The sequence below is a fragment of the Actinotalea endophytica genome (assembly GCF_025717005.1).
Classification (GTDB): domain Bacteria; phylum Actinomycetota; class Actinomycetes; order Actinomycetales; family Cellulomonadaceae; genus Actinotalea.
In genome coordinates this window covers 35508-60775 of record NZ_JAOVZU010000011.1, presented here as the reverse complement: position 1 = coordinate 60775, position 25268 = coordinate 35508, and the positions used below count along the sequence as shown (strand labels likewise).

Here is a 25268-nt window from a genome sequence, read left to right as displayed (position 1 = left end):
CCCCCCGCGGGGGGGGTGGGGGGGGCGGGCCGCCCCCCCCCCGCCCGCCACCACCGTCAGGTCACCAGCGCAGCGCCGGGGTGTGCACCGGGGCGTCCCACAGCGAGGTGAGCTCGTCGTCCAGGCGCAGCACGGTGACCGAGCAGCCCTGCATCTCGAGCGAGGTCACGTAGTTCCCGACCAGGGAACGCGAGACCGTCGCGCCGCGGGCCTCGATGAGCTTCCGCGCCGCCCGGTAGACGATGTAGAGCTCGGAGGCCGGCGTGCCGCCCATGCCGTTGACCAGCAGCAGGCACTGCTCGCCGCTGCCGAGCCCGAGGTCGTCGAGCACGGGGACGGTGAGCATCTCGGTGATCTCGTCGGCCGAGGCCAGCGGGATCCGCCTGCGGCCCGGCTCGCCGTGGATGCCGATGCCGATCTCGATCTCGTCCTCCGGGAGGTCGAAGCTCGGCTTGCCGGCGTGCGGCACGGTGCACGCGGTGAGCGCGACACCCATGGTCCGCACGTTCTTGATGACCTTCTCGGCCACCGCCGCCACGGTCGCCAGGTCGTCGCCACGCTCGGCCGCCGCGCCCGCGATCTTCTCGACCGGGACCGTGCCGCCCACGCCGCGGCGCCCCGCGGTGTAGAGCGAGTCCTCGACGGCGACGTCGTCGTTCACGACGACGGCCTTGACCTCGATGCCCTCGGCGTCGGCGAGCTCGGCCGCGGTCTCGAAGTTGAGCACGTCACCCGTGTAGTTCTTCACGATGTGCAGCACACCCGCGCCGCCGTCGGCCGCCTGGGTCGCGGGGGCGATGGCGTCCGGCGTGGGCGAGGTGAACACGGCTCCTGGGACCGCGGCGTCGAGCATGCCCAGGCCGACGAAGCCCGCGTGCAGGGGCTCGTGACCGCTGCCACCGCCGCTGACCAGGCCGACCTTTCCGGGCTTCGCTCCACCCGCGCGGGTGACGAAGATCGGATCGGTGTGCACTGCGACGAGGTCCGCGTGCGCAAGACCGAACCCCTCGACCGACTCGTCGACGACACGAGCCGGATCGTTGATGAGCTTCTTCACTGAGACTCCCCTCGACCGCGCGTGCACCGGGGCATCGTCGCCACCGGCGCCGGGACACCCGTCGTGGTGCCCCTTGCCCCCTCGTCGCCATCGTGTGCGGCAGGTCACAAACAGGTCAAGGGGAGTGCGTGCACAGGGTCTGCACGTTTGTGCAGATGTGCCTCGAGGGGCCTAGGCGCGGCCGAGCAGCACCCGCGCATCGGCCACGAGCGTGATCGACCCGGTGATCAGCACGCCGGCGCCGGTCATCGACGCCGCACCGCTCTCGGCGAGATCCACCGCGAGCGCGACCGCCTCGTCGAGGCGCTCCGCGGTGTGCACCCGATCCTCGCCGAACACGTCCATAGCGACCTCGGCGAGGTCCGCCACGTCCAGCGCCCGCTCGCTCGAGGACCGCGTCACGACGACCTCGGCGAGCACCGGCTCGAGACCCGCCAGGATCTGCTCGACGTCCTTGTCCGCGAGGATCGCGACCACGCCCACCAGGCGCTCGAACGCGAACGCCTCCTGGAGCGCGGCGACCGTCGCCTCGACGCCGTGCGGGTTGTGCGCCGCGTCGACCACGATCGTCGGCGAGCTGCGCACCACCTCGAGCCGCCCGGGCGACGCGACGTCCCGGAACGCTGCCTCGACGATCGGCCCGGACAGCGGGCGGTCACCACCGATCAGGACCTCGGCGGCGGTGAGCGCGAGCAGCGCGTTGTGCGCCTGGTGGGCGCCGTGCAGCGGCAGGAACACCTCCGTGTACAGGCCTGCCGGCGTCCGCAGGTCGACGAGCTGCCCACCGACCCCGACGTGCCGGGCGGCCACCTCGAGGTCGACGCCCTCGCGCAGCACCCGCGCACCGCGCTCGGCGGCGGCCGCCAGCAGGACACCCTCGGCCTCCTCGCGCTGCTCCGCGAGCACGGCGGTGATCCGCTCCTTGATCACCCCGGCCTTCTCCCCCGCGATGTCCACGAGGTCGTGGCCCAGCCAGCGCTCGTGGTCGCGTGCGATCGGCGTGACGACGGCGACCTCTGGCTGCACCACGTTCGTGGCGTCCCACGTGCCGCCCATGCCGACCTCGATCACGGCGACGTCGACCGGGGCGTCGGCGAACGCGGCGAAGGCCATCACCGCGAGCACCTCGAAGAAGCTCATCCGCGGGCCGCCGGCCGCGAGCGACTGCTGGTCGACGATGTGCACGTACGGGGCCACGTCCTGCCACGCCGCGACGAACGCGGCGTCGGACAGCGGCTCGCCGTCCACCCGGATCCGCTCGGTCACGCTGGTCAGGTGCGGGCTGGTGAACAGCCCGGTGCGCAGGCCGTGCTCCCGCACCAGCCGCTCGACCATCCGACTCGTGGAGGTCTTGCCGTTCGTGCCCGCGACGTGCACCACGCGGTAGGCCCGCTCGGGATGGCCCAGCAGGTCGCAGACCGCCTCGACCCGGTCCAGGGTCGGGGCGAAGTCGTGCTCGGGAGCGCGGTCGAGGATGCCGGAGTAGACCTCCGCGAGGGCGTCGTGGTCGGCGTCGGTCACGCAGGGGTCCTCAGCAGCATGGACCCATTCTGAGCCATCCGAACCGTTGCGCTCGGCGGGGCACCGGGAGAAGACGGGTCCGGAAGGGCCACGGCCGACCTGCCCGCTCGACTACCCTCGCGTCGAGCCGACGAGGAGGAACGATGTCAGCTGGTCACGTCCGGCGCGCCACCATCCGACTGACGGCCGCGATCGGCGCCGTGGTGCTCGGCGTGCTCCCGCAGGTCGGCGCCGCGAGCGCAGCGAGCCCGACGAGCACCGCTGCGGCCCAGGCGGCGATCGAGACGCCGACCGCGGTCCAGCAGGCCTCGGTCGCACCCGGCGCCCTGACCTCCAAGGCCGTCGAGTCCTTCGTCCGCGCGGGCTATCGCGACTTCCTCCGCCGTTCCCCGAGCTCGACCGAGCTGCGGTTCTGGGGCCCGCGCATCCAGTCCGGGATGACCAGCCGAGCCGACTTCACCATCGAGCTCGCCCGTTCGCCCGAGTGGCTCTCCGTCGTGATCACGAGGTTCTACTGGGACACCCTGCACCGCGCGCCGGACACCGCCGGGCTGCAGTTCTGGATCGCGCAGGCCCGGGCCGGCATGCCGATCGCCGAGATCGCGGCACGGTTCTACGCCTCCGACGAGTACTTCCGGACCGTGGGGCACTCCGACGTCGCGACCTGGATCCGCGCGCTCTACCGAGCCCTGCTGTTCCGCACCGGCGAGCCCGCCGGCGTCGCGAGCTGGGTGCAGCTCATCGCCCAGGGCACGCCGCGGCACGTCGCAGCCCTCGGCTTCTACCAGTCGACCGAGACCATCCAGGTCCGCATCCAGTCGCTCTACCGCCTCCTGCTCGGGCGCAGCGCCGACGCGACCGGCCTGGCGAACTGGCCCGCCGTGGTCCGCGCACAGGGCGACCTGGTGCTCGCCGCGTCCATCGCGGGCTCCGACGAGTACCTCGCGCGCGCCCAGAGCCGCTACCCGGACAACGGCTCACCGGCGCCGTGGGTCGAGGTGGTCGGCACCGGGACCGCCGCCTCCTGCACCTCGGCGGCGCTCGCCGCAGCCGTGCGGGACGGTGGCGTGGTCGAGTTCGACTGCGGCTCGGGACCCGTGACGATCACGCTCACCTCGACGCTGTACACCTGCAACACGACGACCTGCCAGCACCTCTGGCAGGGCGCCACGCCGGTCGACTACCTGGTCCTCGACGGCGGCGGCACCGTCACGCTCAGCGGCGGTGGGACCCGCGGGATCTACTACGCGAACACCTGCGAGGCGGACTTCGGCTGGTTGTCGAGCCGCTGCGACCTGGAGAGCCGGCCGCGGATCGTCTTCCGCAACCTCACGTTCGCGAACGGCAACGCCCAGTCCGCGCCGGCCGGCCGCGACGACGTCGGCGGAGGCGGCGCGATCGCGATGCGCGGCGGGACGCTCGTCGTCGAGGACTGCGTCTTCACCGGCAACCGGACGGTCACGGCGGACTCCGACCGCGGCGGTGGCGCCGTGCGGGTGACCGGCATGACCGCGACGGCGACGATCACCCGCAGCACGTTCACCGGCAACCAAGGGGCCAACGGCGGCGCCGTGTCGAGCCTGCACGCCTCACTGGTGATCAGCGACTCGGTCTTCACCGGGAACCGCGCGACCGGATCCGGCGCGTCGTCCGGGCAGGGCGGCAACGGCGGAGCGGTCTACTTCGACGGCACCGGCGAGACGGTGCGAGTGACGCGCACCTCGATCACCGGGAACGTCGCTCCCGAGGGTGGCTCCGGGATCTTCTACGTGAGCAACTCCCGGACCGGCCAGCTGACCATCGAGGGCTCGACGATCACCGGCAACACCGGTGAGAGCTTCTGGACCTCGCCGTACCACGACATCTTCTACCTGGGCCGCACCGCGCGACCCGTGGTCACGTCGTCCACGATCGACTGATCCGGGCCGGCCGACCGCGCGACCGGCCCGGATCAGTGCCGCTCAGCCGGCGAGGCTGACCGTCGCCCGAGGCCCGTCGACCGTCCCGGCCTCGACGACCAGCTCGCGCGCGAGGGTCTCCGAGGAGATCAGGTCGCGGTGCGCCTCGACCGCGGCCACCCGGTCGGCCGGGACCGTGAGCACCAACCGGATCCGGTCGCTGACCTGGAGCCCGGCGGCCTTGCGCTCGTCCTGGACCACGCGCACGACGTCCCGCGCGAAGCCCTCGGCCTCGAGCTCGGCGTCCAGGCCGGTGTCCAGCAGCACGACGCCGCCGTCCGCGAGCACGGCGGCCACCCGATCGCTCGGGCCGCCGTCCGCGACCACGGTGGCGAGCTCGTACTCGCCCGCGACGAGGTCGACGGGGCCGTCGTCGGTGGTGACGACCACGGTGTCGCCGTCGGCGCTCCAGCTCCCGGCCTTCGCGGCCCGGATGACCGCCTGGACCTGCCGGCCCAGCCGTGGCCCGGCCGCACGGGCGTTGACCGCGAGGCGCTGCTCGACGCCGAGCTCGGCCAGGCCCACCTCGGCCAGGTCCACGAGCGTCACGTGCTTGACGTTGAGCTCGGCGGCGAGGAGCGCGGTGTACGGCTCGATCGCGGCCGGGTCGGACGCCGCCACACCGAGCTCGCGCAACGGCTGGCGCACCCGGAGCCCGCTGGCCTTGCGCAGGCCGAGCGTGGTCGAGACCACCTCGCGCACCCGGTCCATCGAGCGCACGAGGTCCGCGTCGGGCGCCAGGGCCGGGTCGACCTCGATCGACGCGGTCACCCCCGAGACCGTCGCCGGCCAGTCGGTCAGGTGCACCGACCGACCACCGGTCAGGCCGCGCCACACCTCCTCGGCCACCATCGGGGCCAACGGCGCCATGACGCGGGTCAGCGCCTCCAGCGCGGTGAAGAGCGTGTCGAACGCGTCGGCGTCCTCCGACCAGAACCGGTCGCGCTGCGTGCGCACGTACCAGTTGGTCAGCATGTCGATGTGCTCGCGCACGACCTCGCACGCCGCCGCGATGTCGAAGACGTCCATCCGGACCGTGACGGCCTCGACGAGCTCCCGGGTCCGGGCCAGCAGGTAGCGGTCCATCACCGGGAGCGCGGCCACGCGGTCGGCCGTGACCGGCTGCGCCTGGTAGCCCGCGCCGTCCTCGGCGGCACCGGCGTAGAGCGTGAAGAAGTACCAGGTGCTCCACAGCGGCAGCAGCACCTGACGGACGCCCTCGCGGATGTTCTCCTCGGCGACCACCAGGTTGCCGCCGCGCAGCACCGGGGAGCTCATCAGCGACCAGCGCACCGCATCCGAGCCGTACCGGTCGAACATCGCCGACGGGTCGGGGAAGTTCCGCAGCGACTTGCTGGCCTTGCGGCCGTCGTCGCCGAGCACGATCCCGTGCGACACGCACGACCGGAACGCGGGCCGGTCGAACAGCGCCGTGGCCAGCACGTGCAGCGTGTAGAACCAGCCCCGGGTCTGCCCGATGTACTCCACGATGAAGTCGCCCGGGTAGTGGTGCTCGAACCAGTCCGCGTTCTCGAACGGGTAGTGCACCTGGGCGAACGGCATCGACCCGGAGTCGAACCACACGTCCAGCACGTCCGGGATCCGGCGCATCGTGGACGCACCGGTCGGGTCGTCCGGGTTCGGTCGGGTCAGGTCGTCGATCCACGGCCGGTGCAGGTCCACCTCGCCGGAGTCGTTGCGCGGCAGCCGGCCGAAGTCGGCCTCCAGCTCGGCCAGCGAGCCGTACACGTCGAGCCGCGGGTGGGCCGGGTCGTCCGAGACCCACACCGGGATCGGGGTGCCCCAGTAGCGGTTGCGGCTGATCGACCAGTCGCGCGCCCCCGACAGCCACTTGCCGAACTGGCCGTCCTTGATGTGGTCGGGGACCCAGGTGATCTCCTGGTTGAGCTCGACCATCCGGTCGCGGAACTGCGTCACGCGCACGAACCAGCTGGACACCGCCTTGTAGATCAGCGGGTTCCGGCAGCGCCAGCAGTGCGGGTAGGAGTGCACGTAGCTGGACTCGCGCAGCAGGCGGCCGTCGGCCTCCAGGCGGCGGATGATCGCCGGGTTCGCGTCGAACACCTGCTGACCGGCGAGGTCGGGCACCGCCGAGGTGAACACGCCGCCCTCGTCGACCGAGAGGATCGTCGGGATGCCGGCCCGCTCGCAGGACTCCTGGTCGATCTCGCCGTAGGCCGGCGACTCGTGGACCACGCCGGTGCCGTCCTCGGTCGTGACGTAGTCCTCGACCAGGACCTGCCAGGCGTTCTCGCCGTAGCCGTCGGCGAAGTAGTCCCACAGCCGTCGGTAGCGCACCCCGGCCAGCTCGGTGCCCACGAACGTGCGCTCCTCGACCGCGGCCAGGGCGTCGTCGGCCGAGGCGTAGCCGAGGTCCTTCGCGTGGTCCGCCAGCCGGTCCTTCGCCAGCAGGAACCGGGCACCGCCGAGGTGCACCTGCTTGCCGGCGCGCTCGCCCTCGGGCACCGCGTGCGGCACCACGACGTACGTCACGTCCGGACCGACCGCGAGCGCCGCGTTGGTCGGCAGGGTCCACGGCGTCGTCGTCCACGCGAGCGCCGCCACGCCGGCCAGGCCCAGGGCCTCGGCGCGCTCGCCCTCGAGCGGGAACGTCACGGTCACCGTGCGGTCCTGCCGGTCGGCGTAGACGTCGTCGTCCATCCGCAGCTCGTGGTTCGACAGCGGCGTCTGGTCACGCCAGCAGTACGGCAGCACCCGGTAGCCCTCGTAGGCCAGGCCCTTGTCGTAGAGCTGCTTGAACGCCCACAGGACCGACTCCATGAAGGACAGGTCGAGCGTCTTGTAGTCGTTCTCGAAGTCCACCCAGCGCGCCTGGCGGGTGACGTAGGTCTCCCACTCGCCGGTGTAGCGCAGGACCGACTCGCGGCACGCGGCGTTGAAGGCCGCGATGCCCATCTCCTCGATCTGCGACTTGTCGGTGATCCCGAGGATCCGCTCCGCCTCGAGCTCGGCGGGCAGGCCGTGGGTGTCCCAGCCGAACCGGCGCTCGACCCGCTGGCCGCGCATCGTGCGGTAGCGCGGGACGACGTCCTTCACGTAGCCGGTGAGCAGGTGACCGTAGTGCGGCAGGCCGTTGGCGAACGGCGGGCCGTCGTAGAACACGAACTCGTTGTCGCCGTGCTCACCCGCGTCGCGGGCGTCGACCGAGGCCTGGAACGTGCCGTCGGCCTCCCAGTGCGCGAGCGTCTCGTGCTCGATGCCCGGCAGGTCCGGGGCGGCGGGCACGGGGGTCTCCGGGCGGTGCTTCGGGTACACGCGGGTGGTCTCCTCGTCCGGTGGGACGTGTGCGTCGCGAGGACGACTCGGCCCGGAGGGCCTCACCGCGGTACCACCCCGCTTGCCGGCCGTGCCCGGGCCATGCCCGGCCGTGCCGACCTCTCCGCTGCGGCTGTGACGGGCCTGCCCCGTCCGGTTCTACTGAGACCCGCGGGACGACCGCGAGGTCCGTTCTTCCGGAGGCTCACCGGTGATGGCCGGGTCGACGCCTGTGGGCGGGAGTCTAGAACAGCCCCGCGGCGGATCGCCTCCTCGAATCCTCGGCGCCGCCCGCGGCGCCTCGGCGGCGCGGCCGCGCACCACGACCGGCCGGGGCCCGGGCGGGTGCGGCCGGCGGACCGTCACGGCAGACTCTCGGCCATGGCGAGGACGGAGCTGAGGGACGGGACCGAGGTGCACACCGTCGGCGACCTGCCTGCCGTGGGCAGCAGGGCACCGGAGTTCACGTTGACCGGGCAGGACCTGTCGGACGTGAGCCGACCCGCAGGGCGGGTCGTGCTCAACATCTTCCCCAGCCTGGACACGGCCACGTGCGCCACGAGCGTGCGCCGCTTCAACCAGATCGCGGCAGGCCTGGACGGCACCACGGTGGTGTGCGCGTCGATGGACCTGCCGTACGCGATGCGACGGTTCTGCGCGGCCGAGGGGATCGACCGGGTCGTGGTCGGTTCCGGCTTCCGCTCGACGTTCGGCACCGACTTCGGCGTGCTGATGACCGACGGCGCGATGCGCGGGCTGTACGCACGGTCGGTCGTCGTCCTGGACGCCGACGGGACCGTCCTGCACACCCAGGTCGTGCCGATGATCGGCGACGAACCGGACTACGACGGGGCGATCGCGGCGCTCGGCTGACCCGGCCCGCGCCCGAACGCGGGCCATCCGTCCACGGCGGACGGGCGAACCTCTGGCATGACCACGCTCGTGCTCGTCGGCCTCGTCTCCGGCGTCATCACCGCCCTGTCACCCTGCGTCCTGCCGGTGCTCCCGGTCGTGCTCACCACCGCTGCGCCCGGACCCGGGTCACGGCGCCGGCCCTGGGTCGTGGTGGGTGGGCTGGTGCTGTCGTTCGGGGTGTTCACCCTGCTCGGCGGCGCGTTGCTGTCCCTGCTGCACCTACCGGCGGACCTGCTGCGCTGGATCGGCGTCGCGATCCTCGGCGTCGTCGGGCTCGGGCTCGTGTGGCCGCGGTTCGGCCACCTGCTCGAGGCACCGTTCGCGCGGACCCGGATGCCGGCCCTGGACCGGAACGGCAACGGGTTCGTGCTCGGCCTGGGGCTGGGCCTGGTGTTCGTCCCGTGCGCGGGGCCGATCCTGGCCTCGATCACGGTCCTGGCGGCGACCGCCCAGATCGGCCCGGGCCTCGTCGTCCTCACGGCGGCCTACTGCGTCGGCATCGCGATCCCGCTGCTCGTGATGGCGAGCGCGGGCGGCGCGATCCTCGGGCGGGTCAAGGCGTTCCGCGAGCGCACCCCCGCCGTGCGCACCGCCGGTGGCGTGATCATGATCGTGACCGCGCTGGTGATCGCGACCAACATCGCCGAGCCCCTGCAGCGGCTCACGCCGTCCTGGCTCTCCGGCCTCAGCGACCGGGTGGAGAACGACACCGCCGTCCGGGCCCAGCTCGACGCGCTGGCCGGGGAAGCCGGCACCGGCGGTGAGGTGGGTGCCGCGAGCACCGGTCCGCGCACGTTCGACGAGTGCGCCGCCGACCCCTCGCAGCTCGCCGACTGCGGCACCGCGCCCGAGCTGACCGGGATCACCGGCTGGATCAACAGCGCACCGCTCGAGCTCGCCGACCTGCGCGGCAAGGTCGTGCTGCTCGACTTCTGGACCTACTCCTGCATCAACTGCCAGCGGACGCTCCCCTACCTCACGCAGTGGTACGACACGTATCACGACGACGGGCTCGTGGTGCTCGGCGTGCACTCCCCCGAGTTCGCCTTCGAGCAGGTCCCGGCCAACGTCGAGGACAACGCCGCACGCCTCGGTGTCACGTACCCGGTGGCGCTCGACAACGACTTCGCGACGTGGCGCGCCTACGACCAGCACTACTGGCCCGCGCACTACCTCATCGACCGGACCGGCGAGGTGCGCCAGGTGCACTACGGCGAGGGTGCGTACGCCGAGACCGAGGCGCTGATCCAAGAGCTGCTCGGTGCGCCGGCCGACGGGACCGGGACCGCCGACGCGGCGAGCGGGCTGACCGCCGACCGCACACCCGAGACGTACCTGGGGTCGGCTCGGATGGGTCCGCACACCAACGCCGGCGTCACGCCGGGCGAGCCGGCCACCTACACGCTCGACCACCACCCGCCGCAGTCGACCTTCTCGCTCGGCGGCACCTGGACCGTCGAGGCCGAGTACGTCGAGTCGGGTGACGACGCCCGGCTCACGCTCGGGTTCCACGCCTCGGCCGTTTACCTGGTGCTGGCCGGCGACGGTGCCGTGACCGTGACCGTCGGCGGCGAGACGCACGAGGTCGACGTGTCCGGCAGCCCGGCGCTGTACACGCTCTACGACGGCGGCGAGACCAGCGACGTGCTGCACCTGACCGCCGGACCCGGGATCCAGGCGTACGCCTTCACGTTCGGGTGAACCCGGGCCCCGACCGTGCGTGGTCACGCCGCTGTCCCGTCCCTGGGGCCGGTGCGCCCGCTACGCTCCTGCGGGGCGCCCGTCCGTCGTGGCGCAGGTGTCGATACGCGGGTCAGGGGGCAGCGATGCAGATCACGATGCTCGTCATCGGCGGTGTCGGCATCGTCCTGCTGCTGATCTCACTGCTCGTGGGTGACTTCCTCGACGGGGTCCTCGAAGGCGTCGGGCCGGACGCACTGTCCGGGCTCGCCGTCGCGGGCTTCCTCTCCGCCTTCGGCTTCGTGGGCGCGCTGACCCTGGATGCGGGGGCCTCGAGCGGGATCGCGATCCTGGCCGGGCTCGGCGCGGGTGCGGTCGTCGGAACGGGTGTCGGGGTGGCGAGCGTCCGCCTGATGCGCGGCGGCGACGAGTCGAACGTCCGCACCTCGGGGCTGGTGGGTCTCGCCGGCACCGTCGTCGAGGCAGTCCCCGACGCCGGCTACGGGATGGTGAGCGTCGTGGCCGCCGGGCACATCACGCGCCTCAACGCGCGGGCCGCGGAGCCGTTGCCCAGCGGAACCGCCGTGGTCGTCACGACGGTCCTCAGCCCCACCGCAGTGATGGTCGCCCGGCAAACCGGGTGACGTCGACCCCGCGCGGGACGAGATCGGGGGCAGGACCGCGCGTCCACACCACTTCCACCTGGGCACCCCTCATGCCCGGAAAGGCCGGTCGGCCATGTCCGACGCCTCGGTGACGCTCATCGCCGTCCTCGGGCTCGTCCTGCTCGTCCTCCTCGTCGGTCTGATCATCGCGTCCCGCTACCGGGTGGCCGGACCGAACGAGGCGTACATCGTGACCGGACGCAAGGGGCGCGAGGTACGCAACCCGGAGACCGGTGAGCTCTCCACCGACCTGTCCGGCCAGAAGGTCGTGATGGGCGGCGGGGTCTTCGTCGTCCCGTTCGTCCAGCGGCTGCACATCCTGGACCTGTCGAGCCGCCGGATCATGGTCCAGATCCGTGGCGCGGTGTCCGGTCAAGGGGTCAAGCTCAACCTCGACGGCGTCGCGATCGTCAAGGTCGGCGGCAACGAGGACTCCATCCGGGCGGCCGCACAGCGGTTCCTCACCCAGCAGGACGAGATCGAGACCTTCACGCAGGAGACGCTCGCAGGCTCGCTCCGATCGATCGTCGGCTCGCTCACGGTCGAGCAGATCATCCGCGACCGTGCGGCGTTCGCGCAGCGTGTCGCGGACGAGTCCGAGTCCTCGCTGACCGGCCAGGGACTGGTGCTGGACACGTTCCAGATCCAGGACATCACCGACGACGGCACCTACCTGTCCGACCTCGGCCGGCCCGAGGCGGCGCGCGTCGGCCAGACCGCGGCGATCGCCGAGGCGAACGCACGCCAGGCCGCCGAGCAGGCCCGGCTCGCCGCCGAGCAGGAGATCGCGATCTCCCAGCGCGAGCTGGCCCTCAAGCAGTCCGAGATCAAGGCGGAGACCGACGCCGCCTTCGCCCAGGCGGCCGCAGCCGGTCCACTCGCCCGGGCCGACCGCGACCAGGCGATCCTCACCGAGCAGGAGAAGGTCGCGGTCCGCCAGGCCGCGCTCACCGAGCGCCAGCTCGACACCGAGGTGCGCAAGCCCGCCGACGCCGCGCGATACCGCGTCGAGCAGGAGGCCGAGGCCGCCAGGAACGCGGCGATCGCCCAGGCCGAGGCCAACAAGGCTGCCGGCATCGCCGCCGCCGAGGCCGACGCCGAGCAGCAGCGGCTGTCCGGCGAGGCCGAGAAGGCGCGGCGCTCCGCGCTCGCCGACGCGGAGGCGATCGAGGGCCAGCGGCGCGGCGAGGCGGACAAGTCCCTGCGGGTCGCGCAGGCCGAGGCCCTGCGCGCCGAGGGTGAGGCGCAGGCGAGCGCGATCCTCGCGACCGGCCGGGCCGAGGCCGAGGCGATGAACAAGCGTGCGGAGGCGTTCGCGCGGTACAACGAGGCCGCGATCCTCCAGATGCTGGTCGAGGTGCTGCCCCAGGTCGCGCACGAGGTCGCCGCACCGATGGCCGCGATCGACCAGCTGACCGTGCTGTCGACGGACGGCGCCGCAGCCCTGCCCAAGCAGGTCACGGACAACCTGACCCAGACCCTGGCCATGCTCAAGAACACCACCGGCTTCGATCTGCAGGCGCTGCTCGATCGCTTCACCGGCGGCGCCGAGGTGACCGCGGTCGCGCCCACCAACGGTGGCGCCAAGGCCTGACCACCCCGCACCTCGAGACGAGGCACGGCGACCGAGCCCGGCGGACCCATCCGCCGGGCTCGGTCGCGCGAACCACTCCCGTCCGGAACACCTGCGCCCTTCGGGAGGACCCATGAACCGCCGACTGATCGCCGTGCCCGCCGCAGCCGTGCTCGCCGCGTCGCTGCTGACCGCGTGCAACGACACCGCACCGGCCTCGGAGGACTCGATGTCCGACGAGTCCATGACGGACGACACGATGTCCGACGACTCGATGACCGACGACACCATGTCCGACGACTCGATGACCGACGACAGCATGTCGGATGACACGATGTCCGAGGACAGCATGACCGACGACACCATGTCCGAGGACAGCATGACCGACGACACCATGACCGACGGGAGCGACGGCTGACGTGAAGGTCGATCGGGCGCTCGGCGTGCCGGACCCGACGCCGAGTCCGGAGGAGCTGCTCGTCGCGGTGGGCCGCGGCGACGCAGCCGCCTTCGACGCGCTCTACCCGCGCATCGCCGGGCCGGTCCACGGCCTGGCGGTGCGCGTGGTGCGCGACCCCGACCTCGCCCAGGACGTCTCCCAGGAGGCCCTCGTCGAGGTCTGGCGCCAGGCACCGAGGTTCGACCCCGACCGGGGATCGGCCATGGCCTGGATCCTGACCATCGCCCACCGTCGCGCGGTCGACCGGGTTCGACGGGAGGAGACCCAGTCCGGCGTTCGCGAGAAGGCCGCCGCCGTGCACGACGTCCCCCAGCCCGACGAGGTGCCGCTCGCCGCGCACCGGTCGCTCGAGGGTGCTCGGGTGCGCCGCGCCCTGGCGGGGCTCTCGGCCGTCCAGCGCGAGGCCATCGAGATGGCCTACTGGCGTGGCTACACCCACCAAGAGGTGTCCGCCGCGCTGGCCGTGCCGCTCGGCACGGCCAAGACCCGGATCCGCGACGGCCTGATCCGGTTGCGGGATGCTCTGCACGTCGAGGAGGTGGACCGATGAGCGAGACGAACCTGCACGCCCTGACCGGCGCCTACGTCCTCGACGCCCTCGACCCCGAGGAGCGCGCGGCGTTCGAGGCGCACCTGCCGGCGTGCACCGACTGCACCGCCGAGGTGACGTCGCTGCGCGAGGCCACCTCGCGGATGGCCGCAGCCGAGTCCGTTGCGCCACCCCCGGCGCTGCGCGACGCGGTGCTCGAACAGGTCCGCCGCACACCCCAGGTGCCACCGCTCGTCCCGAACCGCGCACCCGCCGGCTCGTCGGCCGGACGCGCCCGCCGTCGGGCCGCTGCACGCTGGGCGTCCTGGCCGACCGTGGCCGTCGCCGCGTCGATCGCCGTCCTGCTCGCGGTCGGCGGCACGCTCCTCGTGCAGGCGCAGCGTGCCGATCGCGCGTCCGAGCAGCTCCAGGCCGAGGTGATGAAGATCGTCTCCGCGCCGGACATGGTGAGCCACGACCTCGGTCTCGGGGCGAGCCACCTCGTGATGAGCGAGGACATGGACGCCGCGGCCGTGATGGGCTCGGACGTGCCGATGCCGGACTCGGGCATGGTCTACCAGGTGTGGATGATGCACGGTGACGGCTCGATGGTCGCGGGTCCGACGTTCATGCCGCGCGACGGCGACGTGACCGCGCTCGTCGAGGGCGACCTGTCGGACGTGGCGGCGTTCATGGTGACCGAGGAGCCGTCCGGCGGCTCGGAGGAACCCACCGGCGAGTACCTCGCCGAGCTGCACCTGTGAGCGGCGCGAGTGAGGACGGGAGCGGCACGCCCGCAGGCAGGAGCGGCACGCCCGTTGGCGGGAGCAGCACGCCCGCAGGCAGGAGCGGCACGCCCGCAGGCGGGAGCAGCACGCTGACGGGCATGGGCCGGGCGGGCACGGACCCGGACCCGCCGTCGTTCGTGCCCGCCTACAGCGTCGCGAAGACGGCGACCGCTGCCGCGGTCCTGCGCGCGGGGCTGCCGCTCGATGCACCGATCGGGCGCCTCACCGAGGCGCCCGGACCGCTCGCGGCACTCACGGTCGGCGACCTGCTCGCGCACAGGTCGGGACTCGGCGACTACGCCGGGTGGCCCGAGTACCGCGCGGCCGTCGCCGCCCGCGAGGACGCCTGGCCGGCCGCCGAGGTGCTCGCCCGGGCGGCACGCGAGCCGCTCGCCACCCCGGGGGCGTTCCGGTACTCGAACGTCGGCTACCTGCTGGTGCGGCGCGCCCTCGAGGAGCACGACGGTGCACCGCTGCACGACGTGCTCACCGCACGCGTCCTTGCGCCGCTCGGGATCGACGCGCGGCCGTTCGTGACCCGGGCCGACTGGGCCGGGGTCGCCGCGTCGCTCCCGGTCGAGCCGCAGCTCGCCGCGTACGACCCGGGGTGGGTCTACCCCGGCACCTTCGTCACCGACGGGCGCGGTCTCGCCACGCTGGTCCGCGGCGTCGCGGCCGGGCACCTCGGCCACGACGTGATGCGTCGGATGAGCGAGGGGCGGGCGGTCGACGCGCCCGGGCACCCCCTCGACGAGCCCGGCTACGGGCTCGGGCTGATGACGTCGGGGCGACCGGCCAGGGTCGTCGGCCACGGCGGGGGTGGGCCGGGGTTCACGCTCGTGGTGCTCGCCACGACGGACGGGACGCGCGCGCACTCCCGTGTCGAGGCCGGCGAGGTGGACGACCGCCCGCTGTACCGGGCCTGCCTGGATGCGCTGCAGGCGTGACCTGCCGGCCGGTCACGCGGAGCGGCCGGGCCGCTCAGCGCAGCGCGCGGTAGTGCGCCCGCTGCTCGGGGTCGAGGTGCTCGGTGGCGTAGCTGAGCATGACTCGTGGCATCGCGGCCGCGTGCACGTCGAGGAACCCGGTGAGCACGTCGCGACCCACCCGGACACCCGTCTCCCGGAGCATCCAGCCGACCGCCTTGTGCATCAGCGGGTGCGGGTCGTCGAGCAGCCGCTCGGCCAGCTCGAGGGACGTCGAGGCGTCGCCGGCCGCCAGGAACGGGAAGGTCGCGAGCACCGCCGCGCGCCGCTCCCACACCGAACCGGACGCGGCCAGCCGATCCAGCAGCGCGCGATCACCGTGCTGGACAGCGACGCCGATCACCTGCTTCGCGCTGAGGTCGACCAGGTCCCAGTTGTTGACCCGGCCCCGGTGCAGGGCGTCGAGGTAGAGCGCCAGCGCCTCCTCGGGAGCACGGCGCGAGTGCTCGACCAGGAGCAGCACCGCGGCGAGCCGGACCTCGTGGACCGGGTCGTCGAGGAGCACGCCGATCTCCGACGACCCGAGCCCGCGATGGGCACGCACCACGCCACGCACGCCGGGCACCATGACACCGACGAAGGTGTCGCCCTCGCCGTACTGACCGGGACCGGTCTGGAAGTAGCGCGCGAGACCTGCGGCACGGTCCGGGTCGGCCAGATCCAGCACGGCGGCCCGGACCTCCGCCGCGGTGCTGCCCGCACCCGGCGCGGGTCTCACGCCGTGCCGAGCCCGATCACCGGCGGCAGCGCGGACCACGGGAACGTGATCCACCGGTCGGTGCGGCGCCACACGTAGTCGGGATCGACCACCGAGTGCGGCTTGGCGTAGATCACCGCGGTCCTGACTTCGCCGCAGTGCCGCGCCAGGTGCCGCTGGACGAGGGCCAGGGTCTCGCCGGTGTCCGCGACGTCGTCGACCAGGAGCGCGGACTGACCCGCCAGCGCGTGGGTGTCGAGCAGCGGCGGGAGCACCTCGGGCTCGGCGAGCCGCTGGTCGACTCCGGTGTAGAACTCGACGTTCAGCGTGCCGATCGTCTTGGTGCCGAGGGCGTAGGCGATCGCCCCGCCGGCCGGTAGGCCGCCCCGCGCGACCGCGACCACGACGTCGGGCCGGTAGCCGGAGTCGGCGACGGCCTGCGCGAGCGAGCGGCACGCCTCGCCCATCTGCTCCCAGCTGAGCACCTCACGGTCGGTCGGCAGCTGCTGGCCGGGGGCTGTCTCGCTCATGGCGCGAGGCTAGCGGGGTCGTGGGTCGCCCAGGTTGCGGCCACGTGACGATGCCCTTGACCTTGACGTAACGTCAACTTCTAGCGTCGTCGTCGTGGAGGGAGGACGCGTGGAGGCATCGATCCAGCAGGTGGCCCGGATCGCCGGGACCACCAGCCGCACGCTGCGGCACTACGACGCCATCGGGCTGCTGCCCCCCACCCGTATCGGCCACCAGGGCTACCGGTTCTACGACCGGGACGCGCTCGTCCGGCTGCAGCAGATCCTGCTGCTGCGCGAGCTCGGTCTCGGGCTGGAGACCATCAGGGAGGTGCTCGACGCCGCGGACGACCCCGTCCCGGCGCTGCGCCGCCACCTGTCCTGGCTCGACGCCGAGGCCGCGCGCCTCGAGCGGCTGAGGACCACGGTCGAGCGGACCATCACGACACTCGAAGAAGGAGGAGACCTCATGGCTGAGGAGATGCTGGACGGGTTCGACCACACCCGGTACAAGGACGAGGTCGTCGAGCGCTGGGGCAAGGACGCGTACGCGACGTCCGACGCCTGGTGGCGCGGGATGAGCGAGGCGGAGCGGGCGGACTGGAAGACGGCCTCCACGACGCTCGCGGCCGACTGGACCGCGGCGGCGCAGGAGCGCGTCGACCCGGCGTCGGAGCGCGCCCAGGCCCTCGCGGCCCGGCACGTCGCCTGGCTCGGGAGCATCCCGGGCACCCCGGGGTACGGCACCGCACCGGTCAAGGAGTACGTCCTGGGCCTCGGCGAGATGTACGTCGCGGACCCCCGGTTCGCGAAGAACTACGGCGGCGAGCAGGGCGCGGCGTTCGTGCGCGACGCCCTCGCGCGCTACGCCGAGCTGCACCTCTGAGGGGACGACGCCCGACGCGCGCAACCGGCACGCCGATGCGATGCTGCCGCGATGACGACATCCGCGCGGAGCATGGCCCGGCGTGCCGGGGACAACCCCGTCGTCGAGGCGGGGGCCCGGCTCGGCTATGCGGCCTCAGGCCTGCTGCACCTGGTTCTCGCCTGGCTGACGCTCCAGCTCGTGGTCGGTTCCGGCGGCGGGAGCGCCGACCAGTCCGGCGCCCTGGCACAGCTGGCCGGCACCGCGCTCGGCACGGCTCTGCTGTGGGCCCTGCTCGCGGGGTTCGTGCTGCTGGGCGTGTGGCAGGTGACCGAGGCGGTGGCACGGCGCGGGTCGGACCGGGTCCGGCCCGCGGCGAAGGCCGTGGTCTACGCGGCGCTGGCGTTCTCCACCGTGTCGGTGCTGCGCGGCGCGTCGAGCAGCAGCGACCAGCAGGCCCAGAGCGCCACCGCCCGGCTGATGTCGCAGCCGGCCGGCGTGTGGCTGGTCGGTGTCACCGGAGCCGTGATCGTCGGCGTCGGGGTCTTCCACGTCGTCAAGGGTGCCCGGGCGACGTTCCTGCGGGACCTGCGCGAGCACCCGCACCGATGGGTGATCCGGATCGCGCGCGTCGGCTACGTGACCAAAGGCATCGCCCTCGGCGCCGTGGGCGTGCTGTTCGCGGTCGCCGCGGTCAACCACGACCCGGACAAGGCCGGCGGGCTGGACGACGCCCTGCACTCACTGCTCGGCGTCCCGGCCGGGGCCGTGCTGGTCGCCGCGATCGCCGTCGGGTTCGCCTGCTACGGCCTGTACTCCTTCGCCCGCGCGGCCTACGCGCGGGTCTGACGCACGCTACGGCGCGGTCTCGGCCTGCGGCTCGCGACGCAGGTAGTGCCACGCCAGCCAGACGCACACCAGACCGTTGAGCGCCCCGACCACGACGTCGCTCACGTGGTGCATGCCGCGGTACAGCCGGGAGAACGCGACCAGCAGCGGGACCGCGACGCACACCACGGTCACGAGGACCCGCAGCCAGGTGGCGTGGATGCGCTGCGCGAGCAGGGCGGTCGAGAGCCAGAACGCGGTCGCCGCGCCGGTGTGGCCGCTCGGGAAGCTCGAGGTCGGCGGCGCGTCGTCGAGCATCTCGACGTCTGGCCGTTCACGGCCCACGAGCAGCGCCGACAGCATGAAGACCGCGGCCTGGATCGCCACCGCGACGCCGGGGATGATCGCGAACCACCACTCGCGGGTGGCCCACCACGCGATCCCGAACACGAGCAGACAGCCGCCGATGATGATCTCGGTGCTGCCGACCAGCGACCACGCCGCGGTGAGCGAGTCCAGCACGGGCACGCGACGCTCGACGAGCCACTCGTTCACCGCCGTCTCCGCAGGGAGCCCGCCGAGGGGACCGACGATCAGGAACCCGAGCCCGGTGACGAGGGCGAGCAGGCCGACCGCCGGCAGGAGCGCGCGGCGCCAGAGGTCGGACCACGCCTGCCCGACCGTGGGGCGGGTCGGGTCGGCGTACCGGTCGAGCCGACCCGCGAACGGGCCGGCGGGACGGGAGGGCAGGTCGGCGGCAGGATCCAGGCTGGTCATCGGGGGCGTTCCTCCATGACGGTGTGGTCGGGTTCGTCGACGGGTCGATCGGGTCGTTCGGGACGAGCGGGACGTTCGGGGCGATCGGCAGGTGCGTCGCGCAGCAGCTCCACGGCCGAGCCTGCGACCACGGCGGCACCCAGGAGCACACCGCCGATCACGTCCGACGGGTAGTGCACCCCGAGCAGCACACGGTCGGCGCCGGTCACCACGACGAGCGCGGCGGCAAGCACGACGGCCACCCGACGCCCCCACCGGCCCAGCAGCGGCCACAGAAGCACGACCGTGACGCCGGCCGCCGCGGTCGCGTTCGCGGTGTGCCCGGACGGGAAGCTGTACCCCGGCGCATCGGCCACCGCGTCGGTGACCACGGGGCGGGCACGCTCGACCAAGAGCTTGACCAGGTTGGCCATGCCCCAGGCCACCAGGAGGGTCGCGACGGCCCACAGCGCTCGGCGGCGCAGGCCGTGGCGCCACCACGCCCACGCGGCCACCGCGAGGACCCCGAGGTTGAGCCAGCGCGCCTGGAGCACCTCTTGGCCGACGAGCAGCGCCTGTCGCAGCGCCGGCTGGGCGCGGGTGAGGTCGGTCGCCGCGCCGATCGCGCTCCGGTCGACCTCGACGAGGCCGTGCCACCCGACCCGCACCCCGAACGCGAGCACGGCGACCGGCACCGCCGCGGCGGCCGAGAGGGCCACCGCGCGGACCAGCCGACGCACCGTGCTCATCGGAGCAACGTAGGTGGGACCGCGCCGGCCCGCGCGTCGAGCGGGGCCGCCCGGGCGGCTCAGCGCAGGGACGCCCGCCACTCCGCATGCAGCTCGGCGAAGCGCCCGCCGGCCTCGACCAGAGCACCGGGACTGCCGTCCTCGAGCACCCGGCCGTCGTGCACGACGAGCACGCGGTCCGCCCCCATCACGGTCGACAACCGGTGGGCGATGACGACCGCGCTGCGACCGGTGAGCAAGGTCGACAGGCCCTCCTGGACGAGGCGCTCCCCCGGCACGTCGAGCGAGCTCGTGGCCTCGTCGAGCACCAGGAGCGCGGGGTCGGCCAGGAAGGCCCGCGCGAACGAGACCAGCTGACGCTGCCCCGCGGACAACCGCACGCCCCGCTTGTCGACCGGTGAGTCGTACCCCTGGGGCAGCGACATCACGACGTCGTGCACCCCGACCGCGCGTGCGGCGTCCTCGATCTCGGCCCGGGTCGCACCGGGCCGGCCCAGGGCGATGTTCGCGGCGACCGAGCCGGAGAAGAGATACGCCTCCTGGGTCACCATCACCACGGCGCGGCGCAGGTCACGCGGGTCGAGGTCGCGCAGGTCGACGCCGTCGAGCAGCACACGGCCGTCGCGGACGTCGTAGAACCGGGCGAGGAGCTTCGCGATGGTCGACTTCCCCGCGCCGGTCTCGCCGACCAGGGCCACGGTGTGCCCGGCAGGCAGGTGCAGGTCCAGGTGCGGCAGCACGGTCGGCCCGTCGCCGTAGCCGAACTCGACGCCCTCGAAGCGGACGTCGCCGCGCGCGGCGGGCAGCGGCACCGGGTGGACGGGCGCCGCGACGCTCGGCTCCTCGGCGAGCAGCGCGGAGAGCTTCTCGAGCGCCGCGACGGCGGCTTGGAACGCGTTGTAGAACATGCCGATCTGGGCGAGCGGGGTGAAGAACCGCCGCGCGTAGAGGACCGCGGCGGCGAGCGTGCCCACCGTCAGGTCGCCGTTCATCGCGCGCAGCCCGCCGACCAGCAGCACGGTCGCCACCGTGAGGTTGCCGATCAGCGTCAGGCCGGTGTCGAACCGGCCGTGCAACCGGATCGCGGCGTTGCTGGTCGCGCGGTAGTCCTCCGCGAGCGCCCCGTAGCGCCCGGCCTCGCGCCGCTCACGCCGGAACGCCTGCACGGCCCGGATCCCGGTCATCGTCTCCACGAACCGCACGATGAGCCGGGCCGAGGCGGTCCGGCTGCGCCGGTACTGCTCCTGGCTGCGCACCTGGAAGTGCCGGGTCAGCACGATGCCCGGGACGACCGCGACGAGCAGCACCAGGCCGCTGCGCCAGTCGAGCACCGCGAGCGAGATCGCGGTGAGCACCATGGTGAGCACGCTCGTCGCGAGGGTGGTCACGCCGCCGTCGAGCAGCTCGCGGAACGCGTCGAGGTCGGAGGTCTGACGGGAGATGATCCGGCCCGAGGTGTACCGCTCGTGGAACTCGAGCGAGAGCAGCTGGGTGTGCCGGAAGACGCGGCGCCGCAGGTCCAGCAGGACCGCCTGGCTGACCTGCGCGGAGACCCGGACGACGGCCGCGGTGAGCAGCCCGCCGAGCAGCGCGGTCGCCAGGTAGGCGAGGGTGACCAGCGAGATCGGCCCGGCGTCGCCGGCCCGCAGGGCCGGCAGCCCACGGTCCAGGCCGACCGCGACCAGAGCGGGCCCCGCGACCTGGGCGGCCTGGGCGAGCACGACGAGCGCGACCGTGGCCCACGCGCGCGCCTGCACGGGACGCAGGAGCGAGCCGAGCAGGGCCAAGGACCGGCGTCGCGCCGTGCGGGCGTCCTCGCGGGTCGCGGTGAGGTGCCCGGACGCGAGCTCCTCGGCGTCCCGGGGCGCGCGGGTCTGCGCGCTCACCGGGCCGGCTCCGCGTGCTCGGCCGCGAGCGCCGTGAGCACGTAGCGGTAGTGCGGGTGGGTCGCGAGCAGCTCGGAGTGCCGCCCGACCCCCGTGATCCGGCCGTCCTCGAGCACTGCGACCCGGTCGGCGAGGGCCACGGTCGAGGGCCGGTGCGCGACGACGAGCGTGGTGGTGCCGGCGAGCATCGAGCGCAGCCGTTGGGTCACCACGGCCTCGGTGCTCACGTCGAGCGCGGACAGCGGGTCGTCGAGCACCAGCACGCGGGGACGCGCGGCGATCGCCCGGGCGAGCGCGACCCGCTGGCGCTGCCCGCCGGACAACGACAGCCCCTCCTCGCCGATCACGGTGGCGATGCCCTGCGGCAGGTCGGCGACGAAGTCCGCGCTCGCCACGGCGAGCGCCTGCTCGGCCCGGACCAGCGCCTCGTCCTCGCCGAGCCCACGGACCCCGAGCAGCACGTTCTCCGCGACCGGCGCGGAGAACAGCACCGGGTCCTCGAAGGCGATCGCGACCATCGCGCGTACGTCGGCCCGACGCAGGTCGCGCACGTCGACCCCGTCGATCCGCACGGACCCGGCGGTGACGTCCATGAGCCGTGGGACCAGGCCGAGCAGGCTGGACTTCCCGCTCCCGGTGAGGCCGACCAGAGCCAGCGTCTCGCCCGGCTCGACCACGAGGTCGAGGCCGTCGAGCACGTCCCGCGCACCCGGCTGCTGCGCGCCGAACCGCAGGTGCACACCGGAGAGCTCGACCCGGCTGCCGCCGGGAGGTGCGGGCGGGACCGGCAGCGGGTGGGCCGGGTCGGTCAGCGCCGGCTCGGTGTCCATCACCTCGAAGAACCGGTCGGCGGCCGCGCGTGCGTCCATGGTCATGGCCAGGAGCTGGCCGAGCCGCTCGACGGGAGCGTTGACGACGGCCGCGGTGGCGAAGAACGCGACGAGGTCGCCGAGGTCCGCCGCGCCCCGTGCCGCGAGCCACACACCGAGGCCCAGCGTGAGCGCGAGGACCACCTCCGGGACGGTGCCGAGCGCGAAGGTCACGCGGGACAGCGTCCGGGCCTTGACGATCTCCGTTCCCCGCAGCTCGTCGGCCTGCTGCGCGAACTCCTCGAGCGCGTCCTCGCCGCGCCCGAACGCCTTGAGCACGCGGATGCCGTGCACCGACTCCTCGACCGTGGTCGCGAGGTCGCCGGCCTGGTCGCGCGCGCGGCGGGCGATGACCTTGTAGTCCTCGCGGAACCGGAACCCGAGCCAGATGACCGGCACGGCGCCGGTCAGGTAGACCAGGCCGAGCGGCCAGCTCGTGCTGAGCATCAGCACCACGCCGACCACCACGGTGGTCGCGCTGACCACGAGCATGACGAGGCCGAACACCATCCACCGGCGCAGCATCGACAGGTCGGACATCGACCGGGACAGCAGCTGCCCACCGGCCCAGCGGTCGTGGAACGCGATCGGCAGGTCGAGCAGGTGGTCGAACAGCGCCGTGCGCATCTCGCGCTCGGCGGTGGTGCCGGGCGAGGCGATCAGGGCGCGCCGCGTCCACACCAGGAACGCTTCGAGCACGCCGAGCAGCGCGACGAGCCCGGCGGCCGCGACGACCGCCGAGAGGTTGCCGCCGCCGATCAGCGGGCCGTTGACCACCCAGCGCAGCACCTGCGGCACCGCGAGCGCGAGCAGGCTCGCACCGAGGGCGCCGAGCCCGCCGAGGACGAGCCGGGGCAGCACCGGCCGCAGCCACGTGCCGAGCCGTGAGACCACGGCACCGACGCGGCGCGGAGCGGACGGCGCCGGGACGGCGCCGCCGGGATCAGAGGGCACCGCGCCAGCCTACGAACCCGGTCCGACACTCGCGCGCCGGGCCCGCCGCCGGCACGTGCGCGGGTTCGCCGGCTGTGCGCGAGTTCGCTGCGCACACCCAGCGAACTCGGCGACACCCAGCGAACTCGCCGGGTGTCGGCCGGGCCGGCAGGTCAGCCCTTGGCGATCTCGGTGTGCGAGACCTGGGCGATCGGGCGGATCACCACGGTGTCGAGATTGATGTGGTGCGGCCTCGTGAGCATGAACACCATGGTGTCGGCGACGTCGTCCGCGGACAGCGGGGTGTAGCCCTCGTAGACCTTGGCCGCCCGTTCGGCGTCCCCGCCGAACCGCACGAGCGAGAACTCCTCGGTGGCCACCGCGCCCGGCTGGATGTCGAGCACCCGGATCGGCCGGCCCTTGAGCTCGAGGCGCAGGTTGTTGGCCATCACCCGCTCGGCGTGCTTCGCGGCCGCGTAGCCACCGCCGCCCGGGTAGGTGCCGTGCGCTGCGGTCGAGGTGACGAACAGCAGGTCACCGCGACCGCTGGCCTCGATCATCGGCAGCAGCGCCTCGGTGAGGCGCAGCGTGGCGAGGACGTTGACCTCGAACATCCACCGCCAGTCCTCGAGGTCGGCACCCTCGACCGGGTCGAGGCCGAGCGCCCCGCCCGCGACGTTGACCAGCGACGTCAGGCCGCCGGTGGCACGCACGTGCTCGACGAGCCGCTCGACGTCGGCGTCGGAGGTGAGGTCGGCCACGAACGTGTCGCACCCGGTCTCCTCGGCGAGCGCCTGGAGCCGGTCCGCCCGCCGGGCCACCGCCACGACGTCCCAGCCCTCGTTGCGCAGGCGCCGGACGGTGGCCGCCCCGATCCCGGACGACCCGCCGGTGACGACGGCCCGCAGCGGGGTGCTCATCGGGCGTCCCGCCACTCGACCCACTGGCGGACCAGCGACAGGTCGTAGTCGGGACCGTCGAGGCCGATCGTGAACAGCGTGGCCCCGGACTCGACGAGCTCCTCGGCGACGGCACCGGGCGCTGCGGACACCCCGATCGACCGCTCGACGAGGGCGGCCGTGTCGCGGCCGACGGCGGCGCCGTGCTCGTCGAGGATCACGCTCTTGCGACGCAGGACTGCAGCGTCGCCGAACGAGTGCCAGATGTCGGCGTGCTCGGCCACGATCCGCAGGGTCTTCTTCTCGCCGCCGCCGCCGATCATCACCGGGATGTGCCGGGTCGGCGCGGGGTTGAGGGCGGCGAGGCGCGCAGTGATCCGGGGCATCGCCTCGGCGAGGTCGGCGATCCGGCTGCCCACGGTGCCGAACTCGTAGCCGTACGCGTCGTAGTCCTTCTGGAACCAGCCGGCACCGATCCCGAGGATCAGCCGGCCACCGGAGATGTGGTCGACCGTCCGCGCCATGTCCGCGACCAGCTCAGGGTTCCGGTACGAGTTGCAGGTGACCAGCGCGCCGATCTCGATCCGGCTGGTCTGCTCGGCCCACGCGCCGAGCATCGTCCAGCACTCGAAGTGCTTGCCGTCGGGGTCGCCGTAGAGCGGGAAGAAGTGGTCCCAGTTGAACGCGACGTCGACACCGAGGTCCTCCGCGCGCCGCAGTGCGTCGCGGATGCCGGCGTAGTCGGCGTGCTGGGGCTGGAGCTGGACACCGATCCGGATGGGGAAGGTCATGACGACACGCTAGAACGCCGGCGACCGCCGTGCGGCGCGAGTCCGCGTCTCGACCTC

Annotated in this window: 22 protein-coding genes; 11 read left to right on the top strand and 11 right to left on the bottom strand. The window is 73.3% G+C overall.

Translation table 11 applies throughout. The annotated features are described in order from the left end of the window. Window positions 1–61 precede the first annotated feature (61 nt). Window positions 62–1057: a dihydroxyacetone kinase subunit DhaK gene (gene dhaK / locus OEB99_RS17295; protein WP_263578541.1), complete on the bottom strand. Its 996-nt coding sequence runs from the start codon at window positions 1055–1057 to the stop codon at window positions 62–64. Between the two features lie 171 nt (window positions 1058–1228). Continuing rightward, entirely contained in the window at window positions 1229–2578 is a 1350-nt protein-coding gene (locus OEB99_RS17290) for a bifunctional folylpolyglutamate synthase/dihydrofolate synthase (RefSeq protein ID WP_263578540.1), read from the bottom strand. A 143-nt stretch (window positions 2579–2721) separates the two neighbouring features. Between OEB99_RS17290 and OEB99_RS17285 the strand changes: the two genes are divergently transcribed. Next, window positions 2722–4497 (top strand): DUF4214 domain-containing protein, encoded by a 1776-nt coding sequence (locus OEB99_RS17285; RefSeq protein ID WP_263578539.1) that lies wholly within the window; start codon window positions 2722–2724, stop codon window positions 4495–4497. Window positions 4498–4539: 42 nt separating this feature from the next. Here OEB99_RS17285 and ileS read toward each other — a convergent pair whose 3' ends face one another. Beyond that, the gene (gene ileS / locus OEB99_RS17280) at window positions 4540–7833 is read right to left on the bottom strand and encodes an isoleucine--tRNA ligase (RefSeq protein ID WP_318011433.1); all 3294 of its coding nucleotides are present in this window, start codon (window positions 7831–7833) and stop codon (window positions 4540–4542) included. Window positions 7834–8214: 381 nt separating this feature from the next. On the opposite strand from ileS, the gene tpx reads away from it, so the two are divergent. From tpx to OEB99_RS17240, 8 genes are all read left to right on the top strand, one after another. Then, window positions 8215–8706, top strand: coding sequence for a thiol peroxidase (gene tpx, locus OEB99_RS17275; RefSeq protein WP_263578538.1), 492 nt, complete (start codon window positions 8215–8217; stop codon window positions 8704–8706). A 57-nt stretch (window positions 8707–8763) separates the two neighbouring features. Next, window positions 8764–10449 carry a cytochrome c biogenesis protein DipZ gene (locus OEB99_RS17270; protein ID WP_263578537.1) on the top strand — a complete coding sequence of 562 codons (1686 nt, stop codon included), beginning with the start codon at window positions 8764–8766 and terminating at the stop codon, window positions 10447–10449. 125 nt (window positions 10450–10574) lie between these two features. Beyond that, entirely contained in the window at window positions 10575–11072 is a 498-nt protein-coding gene (locus OEB99_RS17265; RefSeq protein ID WP_263578536.1) for a hypothetical protein, read from the top strand. A gap of 94 nt (window positions 11073–11166) precedes the next feature. Beyond that, the gene (locus OEB99_RS17260) at window positions 11167–12687 is read left to right on the top strand and encodes a flotillin family protein (protein WP_263578535.1); all 1521 of its coding nucleotides are present in this window, start codon (window positions 11167–11169) and stop codon (window positions 12685–12687) included. Window positions 12688–12799: 112 nt separating this feature from the next. Further along, complete coding sequence (locus tag OEB99_RS17255; RefSeq protein ID WP_263578534.1) at window positions 12800–13084, top strand: hypothetical protein; 285 nt, start codon at window positions 12800–12802, stop codon at window positions 13082–13084. Window position 13085: 1 nt separating this feature from the next. Continuing rightward, complete coding sequence (locus OEB99_RS17250) at window positions 13086–13676, top strand: sigma-70 family RNA polymerase sigma factor (protein ID WP_263578533.1); 591 nt, start codon at window positions 13086–13088, stop codon at window positions 13674–13676. Beyond that, the gene (locus tag OEB99_RS17245) at window positions 13673–14419 is read left to right on the top strand and encodes an anti-sigma factor (protein ID WP_263578532.1); all 747 of its coding nucleotides are present in this window, start codon (window positions 13673–13675) and stop codon (window positions 14417–14419) included. The genes OEB99_RS17250 and OEB99_RS17245 overlap by 4 nt, the downstream gene beginning before the upstream one ends. Window positions 14420–14541: 122 nt before the next feature. Continuing rightward, window positions 14542–15390, top strand: coding sequence for a serine hydrolase domain-containing protein (locus OEB99_RS17240; RefSeq protein ID WP_263578531.1), 849 nt, complete (start codon window positions 14542–14544; stop codon window positions 15388–15390). Window positions 15391–15424: 34 nt separating this feature from the next. Here OEB99_RS17240 and OEB99_RS17235 read toward each other — a convergent pair whose 3' ends face one another. Next, window positions 15425–16147: a DNA alkylation repair protein gene (locus OEB99_RS17235; protein ID WP_263578530.1), complete on the bottom strand. Its 723-nt coding sequence runs from the start codon at window positions 16145–16147 to the stop codon at window positions 15425–15427. Then, the gene (locus tag OEB99_RS17230) at window positions 16144–16656 is read right to left on the bottom strand and encodes a phosphoribosyltransferase (RefSeq protein ID WP_263578529.1); all 513 of its coding nucleotides are present in this window, start codon (window positions 16654–16656) and stop codon (window positions 16144–16146) included. Before OEB99_RS17230 ends, OEB99_RS17235 begins: the two co-directional genes overlap by 4 nt. 109 nt (window positions 16657–16765) lie before the next feature. Between OEB99_RS17230 and OEB99_RS17225 the strand changes: the two genes are divergently transcribed. Next, entirely contained in the window at window positions 16766–17521 is a 756-nt protein-coding gene (locus OEB99_RS17225) for a MerR family transcriptional regulator (RefSeq protein ID WP_263578528.1), read from the top strand. A gap of 51 nt (window positions 17522–17572) precedes the next feature. Then, window positions 17573–18349: a DUF1206 domain-containing protein gene (locus OEB99_RS17220; protein ID WP_263578527.1), complete on the top strand. Its 777-nt coding sequence runs from the start codon at window positions 17573–17575 to the stop codon at window positions 18347–18349. A 6-nt stretch (window positions 18350–18355) separates the two neighbouring features. Here OEB99_RS17220 and OEB99_RS17215 read toward each other — a convergent pair whose 3' ends face one another. The 6 genes from OEB99_RS17215 to OEB99_RS17190 all read right to left on the bottom strand — a co-directional run bounded on the left by OEB99_RS17215 (window position 18356) and on the right by OEB99_RS17190 (window position 25211). After that, window positions 18356–19105: a phosphatase PAP2 family protein gene (locus OEB99_RS17215; RefSeq protein ID WP_263578526.1), complete on the bottom strand. Its 750-nt coding sequence runs from the start codon at window positions 19103–19105 to the stop codon at window positions 18356–18358. Next, a complete protein-coding gene (locus OEB99_RS17210) occupies window positions 19102–19833 on the bottom strand; it encodes a phosphatase PAP2 family protein (protein WP_263578525.1) in 732 nt (243 codons plus the stop codon). The genes OEB99_RS17215 and OEB99_RS17210 overlap by 4 nt, the downstream gene beginning before the upstream one ends. Before the next feature lie 59 nt (window positions 19834–19892). Continuing rightward, window positions 19893–21719 (bottom strand): ABC transporter ATP-binding protein, encoded by a 1827-nt coding sequence (locus OEB99_RS17205; RefSeq protein WP_263578524.1) that lies wholly within the window; start codon window positions 21717–21719, stop codon window positions 19893–19895. After that, window positions 21716–23542 (bottom strand): ABC transporter ATP-binding protein, encoded by a 1827-nt coding sequence (locus OEB99_RS17200; protein WP_263578523.1) that lies wholly within the window; start codon window positions 23540–23542, stop codon window positions 21716–21718. The genes OEB99_RS17205 and OEB99_RS17200 overlap by 4 nt, the downstream gene beginning before the upstream one ends. A gap of 152 nt (window positions 23543–23694) precedes the next feature. Further along, entirely contained in the window at window positions 23695–24441 is a 747-nt protein-coding gene (locus tag OEB99_RS17195; protein WP_263578522.1) for an SDR family oxidoreductase, read from the bottom strand. After that, window positions 24438–25211: an LLM class F420-dependent oxidoreductase gene (locus tag OEB99_RS17190; RefSeq protein ID WP_263578521.1), complete on the bottom strand. Its 774-nt coding sequence runs from the start codon at window positions 25209–25211 to the stop codon at window positions 24438–24440. Before OEB99_RS17190 ends, OEB99_RS17195 begins: the two co-directional genes overlap by 4 nt. Window positions 25212–25268 lie beyond the last annotated feature (57 nt).